Origin of the sequence: Paenibacillus sp. FSL W8-0426 (genome assembly GCF_037969725.1) — a bacterium.
Lineage (GTDB): Bacteria > Bacillota > Bacilli > Paenibacillales > Paenibacillaceae > Paenibacillus > Paenibacillus hubeiensis.
The window spans coordinates 5,447,374-5,465,000 of the sequence record NZ_CP150203.1 but is presented as its reverse complement, the minus strand read 5'-3'; the positions used below and the strand labels follow the sequence as shown (position 1 = coordinate 5,465,000).

Genomic DNA, 17,627 nt, shown 5'->3' with positions numbered 1-17,627 from the left:
GTGCGGGGCACGTGAAACCCCGTATGAATCCGGCAGGACCATCTGCCAAGGCTAAATACTTCCTAGCGACCGATAGTGAAGCAGTACCGTGAGGGAAAGGTGAAAAGCACCCCGGAAGGGGAGTGAAATAGAACCTGAAACCGTGTGCTTACAAGAAGTCAGAGCCCGATCTATGGGTGATGGCGTGCCTTTTGTAGAATGAACCGGCGAGTTACGTTCCCGTGCAAGGTTAAGGTGAGAAGCCGGAGCCGCAGCGAAAGCGAGTCTGAATAGGGCGACATAGTACGTGGACGTAGACCCGAAACCGGGTGATCTACCCCTGTCCAGGGTGAAGGTGCGGTAACACGCACTGGAGGCCCGAACCCACGCACGTTGAAAAGTGCGGGGATGAGGTGGGGGTAGCGGAGAAATTCCAATCGAACTCGGAGATAGCTGGTTCTCCCCGAAATAGCTTTAGGGCTAGCCTCGGAAAACAGAGTCGTGGAGGTAGAGCACTGATTGGGTGCGGGGCCCGCAAGGGTTACCAAGCTCAGTCAAACTCCGAATGCCATAGACTTACTTCCGGGAGTCAGACAGTGAGTGCTAAGATCCATTGTCAAAAGGGAAACAGCCCAGACCATCAGCTAAGGTCCCCAAGTGTGTGTTAAGTGGGAAAGGATGTGGAGTTGCACAGACAACCAGGATGTTGGCTTAGAAGCAGCCATCATTGAAAGAGTGCGTAATAGCTCACTGGTCGAGTGACTCTGCGCCGAAAATGTAACGGGGCTAAACACACCACCGAAGCTATGGCTTGATCTTATGATCAGGGGTAGGGGAGCGTTGTATGTACGTTGAAGGTGTACCGTAAGGAGCGCTGGAGAGCATACAAGTGAGAATGCCGGTATGAGTAACGAAAAGATCAGTGAGAATCTGATCCGCCGAAAGCCTAAGGGTTCCTGAGGAAGGCTCGTCCGCTCAGGGTAAGTCGGGACCTAAGGCGAGGCCGAAAGGCGTAGTCGAAGGACAACAGGTCGAAATTCCTGTACCACCGTAAATCGTTACGAGCGATGGGGGGACGCAGTAGGGTAGTGACGCAGGCTGATGGATGCCTGTCCAAGCAGTGAGGCTGGTTAGTAGGCAAATCCGCTAACCGCAAGGCTGAGCTGTGATGGGGAGTGAAAATTACAGTAGCGAAGGTCATGATCTCACACTGCCAAGAAAAGCCTCTAGCCAGATGAAGGTGCCCGTACCGCAAACCGACACAGGTAGGCGAGAAGAGAATTCTAAGGCGCGCGGAAGAACTCTCGTTAAGGAACTCGGCAAAATGACCCCGTAACTTCGGGAGAAGGGGTGCCCCGGTAGTGTGAATAGCACGAGGGGGCCGCAGTGAAAAGGCCCAAGCGACTGTTTAGCAAAAACACAGGTCTGTGCGAAGCCGTAAGGCGAAGTATACGGGCTGACGCCTGCCCGGTGCTGGAAGGTTAAGGGGAGCGGTTAGGGAGTAATCCCGAAGCTGTGAACCGAAGCCCCAGTAAACGGCGGCCGTAACTATAACGGTCCTAAGGTAGCGAAATTCCTTGTCAGGTAAATTCTGACCCGCACGAATGGCGTAACGACTTGGGCGCTGTCTCAACGAGAGATCCGGTGAAATTTTAATACCTGTGAAGATGCAGGTTACCCGCGACAAGACGGAAAGACCCCATGGAGCTTTACTGCAGCTTGATATTGAATTTGGGTACGATCTGTACAGGATAGGTGGGAGCCTGAGAAGCATGAGCGCCAGCTTGTGTGGAGGCACCGTTGGGATACCACCCTGATCGTATCTAGGTTCTAACCTGGTGCCCTAATCGGGTACAGGGACAGTGTCAGGTGGGCAGTTTGACTGGGGCGGTCGCCTCCTAAAGAGTAACGGAGGCGCCCAAAGGTTCCCTCAGAATGGTTGGAAATCATTCGAAGAGTGCAAAGGCATAAGGGAGCTTGACTGCGAGACCTACAAGTCGAGCAGGGACGAAAGTCGGGCTTAGTGATCCGGTGGTACCGCATGGAAGGGCCATCGCTCAACGGATAAAAGCTACCCTGGGGATAACAGGCTTATCTCCCCCAAGAGTCCACATCGACGGGGAGGTTTGGCACCTCGATGTCGGCTCATCGCATCCTGGGGCTGAAGTAGGTCCCAAGGGTTGGGCTGTTCGCCCATTAAAGCGGTACGCGAGCTGGGTTCAGAACGTCGTGAGACAGTTCGGTCCCTATCTGTCGTGGGCGTAGGAAATTTGAGAGGAGCTGTCCTTAGTACGAGAGGACCGGGATGGACGTACCGCTGGTGTACCAGTTGTTCCGCCAGGAGCACCGCTGGGTAGCTATGTACGGACGGGATAAGCGCTGAAAGCATCTAAGCGTGAAGCCCCCCTCAAGATGAGATTTCCCAGTATGTAAGACCCCTTGAAGACGACGAGGTAGATAGGCTGGGGGTGGAAGTGCAGCAATGCATGGAGCTGACCAGTACTAATCGGTCGAGGGCTTATCCAAGAAAATGCAGGTTCTAAGATCGCAGGTTTCGTTTCGAATCCAGTTTTCAGAGAGCAATCTCTGAGTGAAAAACGAGTACATCACGGATGTGCGGATCGTTTTTCAATCCAAAGCAAAATCGTTTGGTGGCGATGGCGGAGGGGTTCCACACGTACCCATCCCGAACACGACCGTTAAGCCCTCTAGCGCCGATGGTACTTGGACCGCAGGGTCCTGGGAGAGTAGGAAGCCGCCAAGCGAACTCTTTCATCCTACATAGAAAACAATATGTTGACGTTGTACGATGAATTGCATTTGCATACACAAATGCATCATATTCCCTGATAGCTCAGTTGGTAGAGCACTCGACTGTTAATCGAGTTGTCACAGGTTCGAGTCCTGTTCGGGGAGCCATTATGGCCCGTTGGTCAAGGGGTTAAGACACCTCCCTTTCACGGAGGTAACAGGGGTTCGAATCCCCTACGGGTCATTGTAATTCCATTGCAATAAAAGGGGTGAGAACCCTAAAGGTTCGTCGGAGGATAACTTCGTTAGCTTAGACTTCGCAGTCTCGAACGAAGTGAGAGTATCCCCTACGGGTCATAGCAATATGGAGGCTTAGCTCAGCTGGGAGAGCATCTGCCTTACAAGCAGAGGGTCGGGGGTTCGATCCCCTCAGCCTCCACCATATACTTTTTAACGACGCGGGGTGGAGCAGCCCGGTAGCTCGTCGGGCTCATAACCCGAAGGCCGCAGGTTCAAATCCTGCCCCCGCAATAAGATGGAACCGTGGTGTAGTTGGCCTAACATGCCTGCCTGTCACGCAGGAGATCGCGGGTTCGAATCCCGTCGGTTCCGCCACTTGAATATTCATCAGGGATGAGAATCCGGGAATGGGTTCGTCGGAGCATTTACTTCGAAAGCATAAGCTACGCAGTCTCGAACGAAGTGAGAGTATCCCGTCGGTTCCGCCACTTGAATATTCTTCAGGAATTAACATTAAAATTCATATGCGGACGTGGCTCAGCGGTAGAGCATCGCCTTGCCAAGGCGAGGGTCGCGGGTTCGATTCCCGTCGTCCGCTCCAAATATGCGCCCTTAGCTCAGCTGGATAGAGCGTTTGACTACGAATCAAAAGGTCGGGAGTTCGAATCTCTCAGGGCGCGCCATTTAATTAAATAAGCCGGTGTGGCGGAATGGCAGACGCGCTCGACTCAAAATCGAGTGGGGAGACCCGTGGAGGTTCGAGTCCTCTCACCGGTATTTAACGGGATGTAGCTCAGCTTGGTAGAGCACCTGGTTTGGGACCAGGGGGTCGCATGTTCAAATCGTGTCATCCCGATCTTTCGAAAGACGGACTATCATAATAGATAGTCCGTCTTTATTGTTTTCCATGAGAGAAACTGTTTTATTTTGCATAAAGCTGAGCCCTTTCGGTCACAATATCCTTAAAACAGGGATAGAAGGGGTTCATGTGAACACATTTAAGCTCAGAAAACAATTAAAGCGACGTTGGCGTCGATGGAAACGCACAGCATGGATGGCTGTAGCTTTGATAACGATCACGGTTTTGGCGGGTAGTGGATTGTCCATCTCTTCGCATGTTCAGCGGCTGCTGACAACCCATTTCGGTGAGGCTAAGGCTGTTATGGGGCTTGCCGAACCGGAAGCACAGGTGACGGAAAAAGCGCAAATGGTGTTGAAGCAATTGGGAACGGACCCACATCGGTTAACTCGGGTTGTCCTCGAGACACGTTATATTTGCGGGATTGAAACGGAGCAGTTGGGGCGTTTAACGAATTCACAGCTAGAAGCATTGTTGCTTCAGCATCCTGAATGGGAGCCTGAATTGAAAAGTACTGATCTTGTTCAAATCAGTCAACAGATTGACGATCTTTCACCGTTGTGCAAAGAGAAGGCGTATATCAGCGTCGATGCCGTAGGGAATTTAAATTTATATGAAGGACGTCCAACCAAGGAGAAAGTCATCCGGACATTTTTTCAAATGGATGTGGGTTCCCTCGAATCTTCTTTGCCGGAAGGGGTATTGGAACAATTGCAGCAAGGGATACGCGTACAGGACAAAGATGAATATAACAGTGTGATCTCCACATTTAGCGATTATGCCCTCGATCGGGAGTATGAAGCAGCACAGCCTGTGCAAAGCGGTGGGTAAAAACAAACCAACATAATAGGTGGAGTGTGCCAAGGCATCGTCGGATGCCTTTTTTGCATTGTTGAAAATGATCGAAACGCATCAAATGATGCGGCATCATCGTCTCGACAAAGTTTTTCCTGCCGCAGGATCATAAACTTTGTTATAATGAAATGAACGATACATATGTTCGCTTTATTGTAAGGGAGAGATGGTTTTGCGTTTTTTGGGGATCGACCCGGGGATAGCGATTGTCGGCTTTGGTTTTGTGGACAAAATCGGAAGCCAGGTAAAGCCTGTGCAGTACGGCTGCATTCAAACCGAGGCTCATACGCCCGAAGAAGAACGGCTGCTTCATGTGTATGAGGGCATGGTGCAGTTGATTGATAAATATAAACCGGATGCGATTGCGCTGGAGAAGTTGTTTTTTAACCGAAACGTGACGACAGCCATGTCGGTCAGCCAAGCGAGAGGGGTCATGGTGCTTGCAGCAGCTCAGAAAGGGCTGCCGATCGCGGAATATACGCCAATGCAAATTAAACAGGCCATCGTGGGTTACGGCAAGGCGGAGAAACGCCAGGTGCAGGAGATGGTTCGTATGTTTTTGCGTTTGCAGGCCATTCCGAAACCGGACGACGTGGCGGATGCGCTGGCCGTAGCCGTTTGTCACGCCCACTCATACACACTAAATAACAAGTTGAATGAGGTATTGCGAAAATGATAGATTTTCTTAGAGGACAGTTTGTGCTTGTGGAGAATGAATATATTGTGTTGGATGTGCATGGAGTGGGGTATCGCGTGTTCTGCCCTAATCCCTTTGTTTTTGCCAAACAAGAAGGGGAAATCACGGTGTATATCCATCACCATGTACGTGAAGACGCAATCCTTTTGTTTGGTTTTGCATCCCGGGATGAGCAGCGTCTTTTCCGCAAATTGATTGAGGTATCCGGCATCGGGCCGCGGGTTGCATTGGGGATTCTGGCAGGGGGAACGCCTGAGCATGTCGTTACGGCGATTTATCAAGAGAACATTACGTTCCTGACCAAATTGCCGGGAATCGGCAAAAAGACGGCACAGCGCATGATTTTGGACCTGAAGGACAAATTGGACGGCTTCGGTACGGCTGCATTGGCGACAGGGTTGTTTGCCCCTCCGTCGGAGGAACAGGGCAGCGGGTCTGCGTGGGATGAAGCTCGAGAAGGCTTGAAGGCATTGGGTTACACGGACAGCGAGCTGGATAAAGTATGGCTGAAGCTCAAAAAAGACGCCACTGCGGCAGATTCGGTGGATGTGCTGATGAAGCGGGCGCTGCAGATGCTGTTTAAAGGATAGCGAGCTGATCGGTGACAGACCATTTCAGACAACCAAGTCAACCAAGCAGCCAGCAAAGAAGGTAGGGATATAACATGGAAGACCGGATTATTTCCGCCAACCTGATGATGGAGGACCAAGCTGTGGAGCTGAGCCTGCGTCCCCGGTATTTGAACGAGTATATCGGACAGAATCAGGTCAAGGAAAATTTGAAAATATACATCGAAGCCGCAAAAATGCGTAATGAAGCGTTGGACCACGTGCTGTTGTACGGTCCTCCCGGACTGGGGAAAACAACGCTGGCCAATATTATCGCGAACGAGCTCGGCGTGAATCTAAGAACAACATCGGGCCCTGCGATTGAACGTCCAGGAGACTTGGCTGCGCTTTTGACCAACTTGCAGGAAGGTGACGTCTTGTTCATTGACGAGATTCACCGCTTGCATCGTACCGTGGAAGAAGTCATGTACCCGGCCATGGAGGATTTTGCGCTGGATATTATGATCGGCAAAGGCCCGAGTGCACGTTCCGTGCGTCTCGATTTGCCTCCATTTACGCTGATCGGTGCAACGACGCGTGCAGGATTGTTGTCGGCTCCGCTCCGCGATCGTTTCGGCGTGATCAGTCGTTTGGAATTTTACACGGTGGATGAACTTGCGTTTATCGTGTCGAGGGCTTCGGAAATTCTTGGCGTCGACATCGTGGGCGATGCGGCAGAGGAGATTGCCCTTCGTTCTCGCGGTACGCCGCGGATTGCTAACCGTCTCTTGAAAAGGGTACGGGATTTCGCCCAAGTGCGGGGGGACGGCATGATCACGCAGGCTTTGGCAGAAGAGGCGTTGAAACGTTTGCAGATCGACCCGAGAGGGTTGGACGAAATCGACCATAAGATGCTCAAATCCATGATTCAAAGTTTCAAAGGAGGCCCGGTCGGGCTGGATACGATAGCTGCCACCATCGGGGAAGAGAGCCAAACGATTGAGGACGTATACGAGCCTTATTTGCTGCAGATCGGCATGCTTCAACGAACTCCGAGGGGCAGGGTGGTCACGGATTTGGCGTATCACCACCTGGGCATTCCCCTTCCGCCAAGGGACGGGAAGTAATGGTTGGATGGAGCATCTGACGCAACATCAACGATAAAAAAGAAGCTCATAAGCAGGACGCATATTTCCGATAATCCAATGGATATAGCATGGAGAGGAGTTTGATTGTGGGAAGAGCGAGGAATACGAACAAGTGGAGCAGACGCATTAAGGTTTTTGCGGCGGCATTGCTGACTGCGGGATGCCTGCAGTTGCCTGCCTATGCGGCAGAAAGCGACGGCCAAACGATCCGGGTTGCGATGTTTGCGAACCTGGGAAGCACGTACAAATCGACAACATCGCTTATTACGCTGGAATCCACGGGAAAATGGAGCATTGGTTCTGACAGCGGAGCCAACTTAAGCATCCCTGCAGGGCAAATCCGATTCAGCGCGGACGGTTATAGGGTTAAAGTGCTGGAAACGACCGATTTCCAAACGGCGTCGGCTGCGGCTAAACGGTTACAGGCCACTGCGGACACGCCGCTGCTGTTTACAACAACGGTCAACGGCAAAGAGACCTATCAGCTGTATACAGGCAATTATGCGACAGCAGCGCAGGCCGGACAAGCCGTAGCCCGTGTCCAAAACACGGCTGCAGCCCAACTTGGCGGCCAGAAACCGGTGGTTACCGGAAGCAAACGGCTGACGACGGGCACGTACAGTTCGCTTGAGGAGGCGCAGGCAGCACAGGCGACTTTGCTGTCGGCAGGCATTACGGCTTATCCTGTGCTCCAATTGGGGGCAAATGCTTCGGGATACGCGGTTTGGGTGGGCGAAGCCTCCACGGATGCAGAGCTTGCGGCACTGAAAACAACGGTTGATGCTCAAGCACCTGGTTTGAGTTTATCTACAGTGAATGACGGTCAACCCGGGCTGATCATCCGTACGGATGCAGGACTCAGCCTGGATGCTCTCAAAACGGCAGCACATTATACGATGGCAGGCACCAATGCCAAAGCTTTGGTACAGGGAGACGGCAGCGGAATCAAAGTCGCGGAGCGTTCACAGCGGACCTACCGCGGCGATATGGAAGTCAGCATCGTTAACGGGGACCTGGCTCTGGTCAACGTTGTACCGCTGGAGCAATACCTGTATTCAGTCGTGGGCGCAGAAGTGTATTCCTCGTGGCCGGCAGAGGCGTTAAAAGCTCAGGCTGTAGCAGCGCGTTCCTATGCGCTTCAGCAGGGTGACCGCTTCAAGATTGCCAATGTCGTGGATACAACGCTCAGCCAGGCGTACAACGGAATGGGATCCGAGAATGACAAAGTAAACAGCGCCGTCGATGCGACCGCGGGCGAAGTGGTCAAGAGCGGCGGTAAAATCGTCGAGGCTGTGTTCTCGTCCAATGCGGGTGGGCAGACGGCACATCCTTCCGAAGTTTGGAACGGCGCAGAAGGTGTATTCAATACGGTTGACAGCTCGGGAGATGTTGCGGCCCAGGCAGGACTGCATACGTGGTATCACGTGCTTCTTAGTTCGGGGGTCAGCGGATATATACGCGAAGACAACGTGAAGGAACTCTCTTCCCAAACGAATGCAGGGCTATCCAAAGTAACGGTTACGGCTCAAAATACCAACGTGCGACCGATTCCGATGATCCAGTCCAATGTGAACCCGGTGGCAAAAATGAATCCAGGCAACGAAGCCGTAGTTTTGGCGAAAGTGCCTGAATCAAATACGTATTCCTGGGTAAGAGGCCCGTTTACTTCAGCTCAACTAGTCAAAACCCTTCAAGGCAAAACGACATCCTCGGTACCGTCAGCCATCTCCACGTTGGAGGTAACGAAACGGGGGCCGTCGGGAAGGGCGCTCGAAGTCAGTGCCAACGGACAGGCGATGACCGTGAAATATGCGGACACCTATCGTTCTGCATTGGGCGGGTTGCCGAGCACATTATTTGATATTGCCGGGACCGGAAGTTATACTGTATTAGGCGCTGACGGCGTGCAAGCCAGCAAAACCGGGGCGAACGGCGCAGCCGTGTTATCGGCTTCCGGGACGGGCACATCGTCCGGAAACGCACTCGTCGTCATGAGCGGGGACGGAACGGCCAGAGCCGTAACCCAAGGCCAAACCTTCATGTTTATCGGTCAGGGCAATGGCCATGGTCTGGGGTTGTCCCAGTGGGGTGCCAAAGGCATGGCGGATGAAGGGTATGATTACCAGGCCATTTTGAAACACTATTACCAAAATGCGACTATTGTTAAGGAATGAATTTAAGATGAATGTGGATCTATATAATTTTGAACTGCCGGAAGAGCTGATCGCGCAGACGCCGTTGCTTGAGCGTACGGCGTCCCGGCTGCTTACGTTGAACAAGGAAACCGGGGAGGTTCATCACCGCAAGTTTCCGGATATCATCGACTTTTTTGAGCCGGGAGACACGCTTGTTTTGAATGATACCCGCGTTCTCCCTGCACGGTTGTTCGGAACAAAGCAGGACACCGGAGCCAAAGCCGAAGTGCTTTTGCTCAAAAACGTGGAGGGAGACCGCTGGGAAGCGCTGGTCAAACCAGGGAAAAAGCTGAAAGCGGGATCGGTCATCGTATTCAGCGATGAGCTGAAGGCCGTGATCGACGAAGAAGGCGAAATGGGTGCCCGAATGCTCACCTTTATGTATACCGGCATTTTTCAGGAGATTTTGGACCGCTTGGGTGAGATGCCGCTTCCTCCATACATCAAGGAGACCCTGGATGATCGGGAGCGGTACCAGACGGTATATGCGAAGCATGAGGGATCGGCTGCGGCACCGACGGCGGGCCTGCATTTTACCGATGAACTGCTCGACCGCATCCGCGCGAAAGGCGTCAATGTTGCTTTCATCACGCTGCACGTCGGTTTGGGAACATTCCGTCCGATGTCCGTGGATGTCGTTGAAGAGCATGTGATGCATGAGGAGTACTATTCTTTGTCTCAGGAAACGGCCGATTTGATCAATGACACGAAAAAAAGGGGCAACCGCGTATTCGCCGTTGGCACGACGAGTTGTCGTACGTTGGAAACGGTAGGCAGCCAGTCCGAGGACGGCTTGCTTAAGGAAAGCAGCGGCTGGACGAGCATTTTCATTTATCCGGGCTATTCCTTCAAAGTCATTGATGGCATGCTGACGAATTTCCATTTGCCGAAGTCGACGCTGGTCATGCTGGTCAGTGCGCTTGCCGGCAGGGAACACATTATGGATGCATACGCGGAAGCGATCCGCGAGCGGTATCGGTTTTTCAGTTTTGGCGACGCCATGCTGATCTATTGATTCGGCGGAATTTACGAATATTTTTCAGAGGATGATTATAAACGATGGCAGCCATTACGTATGAACATATTAAAACTTGCAAACAGTCAGGCGCACGTCTTGGACGTGTTCACACGCCTCACGGGATCATTGAAACACCTACCTTTATGCCTGTCGGTACACAGGCAACCGTAAAAACGATGAGCCCGGAAGAATTGAAGGAGATGGATGCCCAGATCATCCTGAGCAACACGTATCATCTCTTCCTTAGACCAGGACATGAGATCATACGCCAGGCTGGCGGACTGCATAAATTCATGAACTGGGATCGCCCCATTTTGACGGATAGCGGCGGATTCCAAGTATTCTCGCTCAGCGAGATGCGCAAAATTACCGAGGAAGGCGTTCACTTCCGTTCCCATCTGAACGGAGACAAAAAGTTTTTGTCCCCCGAAGTAGCTATGGAGGTTCAAAATGCACTCGGCTCCGATATCATGATGGCGTTTGACGAGTGTCCTCCTTACCCGGCCGAATACGAATACGTGAAAAAGTCGCTGGAGCGGACGAGCCGCTGGGCGGAACGTTGTCTGGAAAGCCATGCCAGACCGCATGACCAAGGATTGTTTGCCATCGTTCAAGGGGGCATGCACGAGGACCTGCGGAGACAGAGCGCTGCGGATTTGACTTCCATGGATTTCCCGGGGTATGCTATTGGTGGACTGAGTGTCGGAGAACCCAAACATTTAATGTATGGTGTATTGGATTATACGGTGCCTTTGCTGCCGTCCAATAAACCACGGTATTTGATGGGGGTAGGTTCGCCCGATGCATTGATTGAGGGATCGATTCGGGGAGTGGACATGTTCGACTGTGTACTGCCTACACGGATTGCCCGTAACGGAACTACGATGACAAGTCAGGGACGCCTGGTCGTTCGGAATGCGCAGTTCGCAACCGATTTCGGCCCGCTTGACCCCGAGTGTGATTGCTATACTTGCCGGAACTACTCCAGAGCATACTTGCGTCACCTGATCAAAGCGGATGAAACGTTTGGCTTGCGGTTGACCACCATCCATAATCTTCACTTCTTGCAGAATTTGATGCGCAATGTGCGGAAAGCGATCATGGAAGATCGTCTGCTTGATTTCCGGGATGAATTTTTCGATCAATACGGTCTGCACAACAATGAGAAAGGGTTCTGATCGGGTTTTGCGGAACCTGGGAGCCACGAACGAATTGGTGAAAAGCTGATAAGGGGGAGTCCATATGTTTCAAGGAATGACTGCGAGCGCAGCGGCAGGCGGAGGCGGAATTCTCGGCCTGATCGTGCCACTGGTGCTCATGGTGGCCATTTTCTACTTTCTGATGATTCGTCCTCAGAACAAAAAACAAAAAGAACGCAACGCCATGTTGGGCCGTCTGAAAAAAGGCGACAAGATCGTAACGATTGGCGGCCTGCACGGCACCATTGCCGAAATCACGGATGATACGGTTGTATTGCGTGTAAACGATGTCACGAAGCTGACGTTTGACCGCAATGCCATCAGCAGCGCCGTAAGCCGGGAAACTGCGGAATAAAGCAGACAGGCATTTTTATGAGAGAAAGGGAACTCCTCGGGAGCTCCCTTTCTTTTTTTGTTTGTGATGAACGTTTGATAGAAAATGATCTGACGACTTTCCCCGCCGCTTTCGTCGTTTATTTCATGATTTGCGTATATTTACTCCAAAGATGCCACCCAGAGCGGAAATGACGAACGCGCTTGCGAGCTGTAGTCCGTCTTTCCAGTTGATCACGGCATCCAGTGCCAAAAAACCGATCAACAACACGATAACACCATAAATAATACCGGTAATTCCGCCATGGTACCACCCCTTTTCGCCAGAGCGTTTGCCGGCCAGAAAACCACCGATCAATAAGGAGACGGCGTGAACGATGTAAGTATACCTGGAGAGGTCTTGTTCCCGCATGTCCGTCATCCAGAGGAAACAAGAGAGAATCAACGCCCCCAGAAACATCCACACGAATGCATGACAAAGACCGGACAAAATCGGATTGGTCAATCGGAACGGATTCATTCGTCGAATCAGCTGCATAAAGCAACCCCCTTGTACAAGTTTAAATTAATACAGTTTATGGTCAAGCCTCCCCACTTATGAACTGATTTTCCATTATATGAACAATCGAAAAACTGCATCAGCATGTGAGGTTCAGGCCAAAATAGGGATTACGCTCCAGGCTTCACTACAACTTATAATTAAGGGAGGAATCCTGTTGTGAACCTTTCAGATATCGGAGTACATATTTTTAGAACGATCCTGATGTATTTTATTGTTTATGGCGCCATTCGCGTCATGGGCAAACGTGAAATCGGGAAGCTGTCCATGTTTGATCTGGTCGTCTCGATCATGCTTGCTGAAATTGCCGCATTTGTTATCGAAGATACGGATAAGCCGTTGTTCCACGGCATTGTGCCCATGCTGACGGTGCTTGTGATGCAGATCGCCATGGCCTACATGAGTCTCAAAAGCCGTGGTTTGCGTTTGATGATCGACGGCAAACCCGTGGTGTTGATTTCTAAGGGCACGTTGAATCGCGATGAAATGCGCAAACAGCGTTATAACCTTGATGATTTGCTGCTGCAGCTTCGAGAGCAAAATATAGATAGTATCAGCGAAGTGGAATACGCCATTTTGGAAACGACAGGCAAGCTTACCGTTTTCCCGAAAAATCAGAACGGGAGCGTGTCTGCAACAGGGGGCAATTTAAATTCCAACAGTATACAGAAACCGAGAAAAGATAAGGTGGACGGTTTTCAAAACATTAAATACGAAGGTTTGCCACTGCCTCTGATCATGGATGGGAAAGTTCAAGACCAGAATCTGGAGTTGATTCAGAAAACCAGATTCTGGCTCAAAAATGAGATTCAACAGAAGGGTATACTTGATTTCAAGGACGTTTTCATTTGTTCCATTGACCATAACGGAAAAATTTACGTAAGTCCCAAAGAGGATCCGAAGTAAAGTCATTTCCGCAAACGGCGATTGAACCACGAACCAATGATGGGCGCGCGGGACAGATCGTGAAAGTCGATCATGCGGGTCAAGCCCATGACGATAAAGTAAACGATCAAACCTGCGATCGAAGCCATAATCAGCCTGAGCCACAAAGGAAACAGCACAACGGTTTGCTCGTAAACGAGCAGCGTCGCCGCACCCATAATAAACATGCCTGCAATGGTTTTGGTCCAGTCCATAAGCTTGAAACGAAAAGCGAGCAGTTTGCGCACACTGCCGGCATGAAGGAACGTGACGATGGTGGAGTTGACGCAGATGGCGATAACCGCGCCAATTATGCCAAATTCCGGACGGGAAGCGAGCAGCAAAATCAGAGAGATTTTGATCACCGCCCCGATGAATGTATTGAGCAGCGCCTTGCCCGGCCGATCAAGGGCCTGAAGAGCCGCTTGCAGCGGTGGCTGAATATAAATGAACAAGGCAAAAGGAGCCATTAATTTCAGCATGTTGCCAATCGAAGCGTCATTGTATATCAAAAGGCACAGCGGTTCCGCAAGCACGTACATGAATACCGAGAACGGAGCCCCTGTGACCAGAGCCAGACGCAAAGCCTGGTGCATGCGCTTATGTATGAGTGCGCGATCGCCTTGGGCGGATGCTTCGGACAAAGAAGGCACAAGAGAGGTCGCCAGCGAAGACGTCAGCGCGCCGGGCAGGAGCAGCAAAGGAATGATCATGCCTTGCAGCGCACCGTACTGGGCCGTGGCCAGTCCTCTGGATAACCCCGCAAGGGCGAGACTTTGCGCGGTAACGATCGTTTCGGCCAAATAAGAAAGGGATCCGACCAACCGTCCTGCGGTTACGGGAACCGAAATGGCGAGCAGTCTGCGAATCAGCCCTTTTTGAGAGGCTGCCGAGTCGATGGGCGTTTTGCCTGTCGTTTCGTCTTGGTTTTGGAGGGGGGATTTCGGTTGCACTTCTGTTCTCTTCTGTTCTTTCTTGGCCCTGCCGTAATTCCACAGCAAAATGAGCATTCCTGCAAACTCGCCGACAAGCGCACCCAGCATGGCGCCGGCTGCAGCCCGTTCAATGCCTTGGGGAACCAGCAGCCAGGAAAACCAAATGACGCAGACAATGCGTACAATCGTCTCGGTGATGGAAGAAGCTGCGCTGGGGATCATATTCTGTTTGCCCTGAAAGTATCCCCGGTACACGGCAGACACCGCTATGATCGCAATCATGGGACTCATGCTGACGAAGGTGTGGTATACACGCTCGTCCGTGAGAACGTAACGCGTTACCCAAGGGGCAAAAACGATGCAGAGAAACATGAACAAAACGCCCAGCGTTAGCGTGAAGCTTAAGCTGACCTGCAGGATGCGCTGCGGAGAATAACGATTTGCTCCCGTATCCGCTTCGGCTACAAGCTTGGCTATGGCGAGCGGAATGCCTCCGGTGATCAGGGTGACCAGCACAATAAAGAAAGGATAGCTCAGTTGGTACAGGCCCACCCCTTCTGCACCGATGACTCGCGGCAGCGCGATGCGCGGGATAAAGCCCAATACCCGGTTAATAATGCCAGCAGCGAGCAGGATCATGGCTCCTTGGATAAATGTCTGCTTTTTCAAAGCGACCCCTCTTTCCCGGTTGAAAAGTAACAGGTTGGTTACGCGGACAGGACAAAGCCTGGTTGTCTCATTCTATGCTAGTCCATGACCTTCTCATGACACGATCGGGCGATTTACAAAAAGAACCAAACCAATCAAAGAAGGAATATGGCATGTGGAAGTCGAATGTTGTATCAAGGATGCCGCAGAAAGGTTTTTGAGCAAGGAAGGGAGGCGCTCCCCGTGGAAGAAATGAACGATACGGAACTGGAACAGTCCATCGAGCTGCTCTGCCAAAGCAAAGCAGAGGAGTTACGGCTTGTGGGATACGAGTATGTGACAAGCAAAGATGTATGGAACTGCGTCAGTCATAAATATGAGAAGCAGGGCATTCCGCCCCTGCACCAGCTGGTGAACGACATATTGTCACTGAAAGCAACGAGCTTTATGAACTTTTTGACCGTAGCTGCTTACCGGGGGTCCTCTTTCTAATCGAAAGGGATCTTTTTTTGTTGAAAATTGACTGCATTTTACGGCATCGCTATAATAGGAATATTGAGAATGAAAGGGGATCTAGGAACGGCATGAAAAGAATTGTCAGTTTCATTCTGGTCGTGCTTGTCACCGCTGGCGTGATGGTGGGGACAAGTCCGGAGCTGCTGAAAAATATGCGCTTGGGCCTTGACTTAAAGGGAGGCTACGAGATCTTATATGAAGCAGAGCCGCTGGAACAAGGACAGCAAGTTTCCAAGGCTTCTCTGGTGCAAACCGCAAGAAGTTTGGAAAGTCGTGCCAACGCGCTCGGAACCAGCGAGCCAGAGGTCACAACGGAAGGAACGAACCGCATCCGTTTGAAACTTGCCGGAGTTACCGACGAGGCCGAAGTTAGGGCCAAAATGAAGGAGCCGGCCGTTTTGACGTTCCGCAGTAAAGGCGAGAACGACAAAGAAGGCGAGTACAGCAAAATCGAACTTCGCGGTAACGAATTCGTCGAGAACGGGGCAAAAGTGGTGTTTAACCAACTGAACCAACCGATGATCGACATTCAGGTGAAGGACAAAGCCAAATTTGCGGAAATTACGAAACGTTTGATTGGACAGCCTCTGGCGATCTATTTGGATGATCAATTGTTGTCCGCACCGACGGTGCAACAGCAATTATCGGATGGATCCGCTCAGATTACAGGCAGTTACACGCGCGAGGAAGCGAACCAGCTGCGCGATACGATCAACTTGGGCGCTTTGCCGTTGAAGCTGACCGAGAAGTATTCGCAAAGCGTTGGCGCAACGCTGGGTAAACTTTCCTTGAATCAAACGATTAAAGCGGGGCTTATCGCATCAGTCATTATTCTGGCGTTCATGATCGCAATGTACCGTATACCAGGCCTTGTCGCAAGTTTCTCGCTGATAGTGCACACATGGCTTGTGCTGGCCATCTTCTATTTGGGAGAATTCGTGCTCACGCTGCCAGGGATCGCGGCCTTTATTCTCGGGATCGGGATGGCGGTCGACGCCAACATTATTACGTACGAACGGATCAAAGAGGAGATGCGGAGCGGCAAGTCCGTGATGTCGGCAGTGAAGGCCGGCGGGAAACACTCGTTCCGCACAATCATCGACTCCAACATCACTACAATCATTGCTGCTGGCGTCATGTTTTTCTTTGGTACCGGGGCGGTCAAAGGTTTTGCACTCGTGCTGATCTTCGACATCGTGACCAGCATCATCACGAATATTTACTTCTCCCGTTTCTTGCTCAGCCTGCTCGTTAAAGCGAACTTGCTGAAGAAACCGAAGTATTTCGGAGTAAAGGAGAGTGAAATTCGTGCGCTTTAATTGGAACTATGACTACATCAAAGGCAGCAAATTTGCTTATACTTTCTCCATTCTGTTAACGATAGCGGGGATCGTCAGCTTGCTTGCTCTTGGATTGAACTATGCGGTGGATTTCCGTGCAGGTTCAAACGTCGACATCACCGTATCCAAAGCGATTACAGCGGAACAAATCAATCCGATCATCAAAGACATTGGTGCAGATAACGGGGATGTCCAAATAACAACGGGAACTGACCGAGTAAACGTACGTTTTTCCAAAGAGCTTGATGAAACTCAGGAAAAAACGTTCAAGGATGAATTCAGCAAATTGGATTCCACCGCTTCTTACGAGGTGAATACCGTTGATCCGGAGATGGCCAAAGAATTGGAACGGAATGCCATCTACGCTGTGCTGATCGCAAGTATCGGGATCATGATCTACGTTGCGATCCGGTTTGAATGGCGATTCGGCCTTGCCGCCGTCATTTCGCTTTTCCATGACGCATTTGTCGTCATCAGCGTGTTCTCCATTTTCCGGTTGGAAGTGGACCTGACGTTCATTACAGCCGTACTTACCGTTGTCGGCTTCTCCATCAATGATACGATCGTTATTTTTGACCGGATCCGTGAAAACATGCGGTTTGCCAAAAAAACGTCGAAGGCCGATTTGCGTCAGGTGGTAAATAACAGTTTGGCTCAAACGATGACTCGTTCCCTGAATACAACGTTCACCGTTTTTGCCGCTTCCATCTGTTTGTTCATTTTCGGCGGGGAGTCCATTCGTATGTTCTCGCTCGCCATGGTCATCGGAACACTGTTCGGCGCGTATTCTTCCATCTTTATTGCTGCACCGCTCTGGCTGGTTCTGAAAGGCAAACAAATCAGCAAGCCAAAAGCGGCTGCCAAAGCATCCAACTAAACATGT

14 protein-coding genes, 9 tRNA genes and 2 rRNA genes (1 of these 25 running past the window's edge) are annotated in these 17,627 nt (G+C 51.2%); 23 read left to right on the top strand and 2 right to left on the bottom strand.

Features of this window, described 5'->3' with window-relative positions; translation table 11 throughout:
• The 19 genes from MKY59_RS24695 to yajC form a co-directional block, all read left to right on the top strand.
• A 23S ribosomal RNA gene (locus MKY59_RS24695) occupies positions 1–2,505 on the top strand (it extends 421 nt beyond the left edge of the window).
• Between the two features lie 121 nt (positions 2,506–2,626).
• Positions 2,627–2,743 (top strand): 5S ribosomal RNA (gene rrf / locus MKY59_RS24690).
• A 79-nt stretch (positions 2,744–2,822) separates the two neighbouring features.
• Positions 2,823–2,898, top strand: a tRNA-Asn gene (locus tag MKY59_RS24685).
• Positions 2,899–2,902: 4 nt separating this feature from the next.
• Positions 2,903–2,974 (top strand) — tRNA-Glu (locus MKY59_RS24680).
• 122 nt (positions 2,975–3,096) lie between these two features.
• A tRNA-Val gene (locus MKY59_RS24675) sits at positions 3,097–3,172 on the top strand.
• Between the two features lie 15 nt (positions 3,173–3,187).
• Positions 3,188–3,261 (top strand) — tRNA-Met (locus tag MKY59_RS24670).
• A gap of 6 nt (positions 3,262–3,267) precedes the next feature.
• Positions 3,268–3,345, top strand: a tRNA-Asp gene (locus tag MKY59_RS24665).
• Positions 3,346–3,496: 151 nt separating this feature from the next.
• Positions 3,497–3,571 (top strand) — tRNA-Gly (locus MKY59_RS24660).
• Positions 3,572–3,576: 5 nt separating this feature from the next.
• A tRNA-Arg gene (locus tag MKY59_RS24655) sits at positions 3,577–3,653 on the top strand.
• Positions 3,654–3,666: 13 nt separating this feature from the next.
• Positions 3,667–3,747: transfer RNA gene (locus MKY59_RS24650), tRNA-Leu, on the top strand.
• A gap of 5 nt (positions 3,748–3,752) precedes the next feature.
• Positions 3,753–3,826: transfer RNA gene (locus MKY59_RS24645), tRNA-Pro, on the top strand.
• A gap of 132 nt (positions 3,827–3,958) precedes the next feature.
• On the top strand, positions 3,959–4,660 hold the full coding sequence (locus MKY59_RS24640; protein WP_339274276.1) for a BofC C-terminal domain-containing protein: 702 nt from the start codon (positions 3,959–3,961) through the stop codon (positions 4,658–4,660).
• Positions 4,661–4,856: 196 nt separating this feature from the next.
• Entirely contained in the window at positions 4,857–5,360 is a 504-nt protein-coding gene (ruvC, locus tag MKY59_RS24635) for a crossover junction endodeoxyribonuclease RuvC (RefSeq protein WP_236415418.1), read from the top strand.
• Positions 5,357–5,971 carry a Holliday junction branch migration protein RuvA gene (gene ruvA / locus MKY59_RS24630; protein ID WP_236415420.1) on the top strand — a complete coding sequence of 205 codons (615 nt, stop codon included), beginning with the start codon at positions 5,357–5,359 and terminating at the stop codon, positions 5,969–5,971. Before ruvC ends, ruvA begins: the two co-directional genes overlap by 4 nt.
• A gap of 74 nt (positions 5,972–6,045) precedes the next feature.
• Complete coding sequence (ruvB, locus tag MKY59_RS24625; protein ID WP_236415422.1) at positions 6,046–7,056, top strand: Holliday junction branch migration DNA helicase RuvB; 1,011 nt, start codon at positions 6,046–6,048, stop codon at positions 7,054–7,056.
• 107 nt (positions 7,057–7,163) lie between these two features.
• On the top strand, positions 7,164–9,251 hold the full coding sequence (locus tag MKY59_RS24620) for a SpoIID/LytB domain-containing protein (RefSeq protein ID WP_339274273.1): 2,088 nt from the start codon (positions 7,164–7,166) through the stop codon (positions 9,249–9,251).
• A gap of 7 nt (positions 9,252–9,258) precedes the next feature.
• Positions 9,259–10,287, top strand: coding sequence for a tRNA preQ1(34) S-adenosylmethionine ribosyltransferase-isomerase QueA (gene queA, locus MKY59_RS24615; RefSeq protein ID WP_339274272.1), 1,029 nt, complete (start codon positions 9,259–9,261; stop codon positions 10,285–10,287).
• A gap of 44 nt (positions 10,288–10,331) precedes the next feature.
• A complete protein-coding gene (gene tgt / locus MKY59_RS24610; RefSeq protein WP_236415426.1) occupies positions 10,332–11,468 on the top strand; it encodes a tRNA guanosine(34) transglycosylase Tgt in 1,137 nt (378 codons plus the stop codon).
• Positions 11,469–11,532: 64 nt separating this feature from the next.
• A complete protein-coding gene (gene yajC, locus MKY59_RS24605; protein ID WP_236415427.1) occupies positions 11,533–11,844 on the top strand; it encodes a preprotein translocase subunit YajC in 312 nt (103 codons plus the stop codon).
• A 123-nt stretch (positions 11,845–11,967) separates the two neighbouring features.
• Here the strand turns inward: yajC and MKY59_RS24600 are convergent, their stop codons facing one another.
• Positions 11,968–12,360, bottom strand: a complete 393-nt coding sequence (locus MKY59_RS24600) for a TIGR04086 family membrane protein (protein WP_236415428.1) — start codon at positions 12,358–12,360, stop codon at positions 11,968–11,970.
• A gap of 225 nt (positions 12,361–12,585) precedes the next feature.
• Here MKY59_RS24600 and MKY59_RS24595 point away from each other — a divergent pair, with 225 nt between their 5' ends.
• Positions 12,586–13,287 carry a DUF421 domain-containing protein gene (locus tag MKY59_RS24595; RefSeq protein WP_339278470.1) on the top strand — a complete coding sequence of 234 codons (702 nt, stop codon included), beginning with the start codon at positions 12,586–12,588 and terminating at the stop codon, positions 13,285–13,287.
• Between the two features lie 2 nt (positions 13,288–13,289).
• Here MKY59_RS24595 and spoVB read toward each other — a convergent pair whose 3' ends face one another.
• Positions 13,290–14,909 carry a stage V sporulation protein B gene (spoVB, locus tag MKY59_RS24590; protein ID WP_339274270.1) on the bottom strand — a complete coding sequence of 540 codons (1,620 nt, stop codon included), beginning with the start codon at positions 14,907–14,909 and terminating at the stop codon, positions 13,290–13,292.
• A 231-nt stretch (positions 14,910–15,140) separates the two neighbouring features.
• On the opposite strand from spoVB, the gene MKY59_RS24585 reads away from it, so the two are divergent.
• From MKY59_RS24585 to secF, 3 genes are all read left to right on the top strand, one after another.
• Entirely contained in the window at positions 15,141–15,380 is a 240-nt protein-coding gene (locus MKY59_RS24585) for a post-transcriptional regulator (RefSeq protein WP_236415823.1), read from the top strand.
• A 92-nt stretch (positions 15,381–15,472) separates the two neighbouring features.
• Positions 15,473–16,723 carry a protein translocase subunit SecD gene (secD, locus tag MKY59_RS24580; protein ID WP_339274269.1) on the top strand — a complete coding sequence of 417 codons (1,251 nt, stop codon included), beginning with the start codon at positions 15,473–15,475 and terminating at the stop codon, positions 16,721–16,723.
• Positions 16,713–17,621 carry a protein translocase subunit SecF gene (secF, locus tag MKY59_RS24575; RefSeq protein ID WP_236415433.1) on the top strand — a complete coding sequence of 303 codons (909 nt, stop codon included), beginning with the start codon at positions 16,713–16,715 and terminating at the stop codon, positions 17,619–17,621. The genes secD and secF overlap by 11 nt, the downstream gene beginning before the upstream one ends.
• Positions 17,622–17,627: the final 6 nt, after the last annotated feature.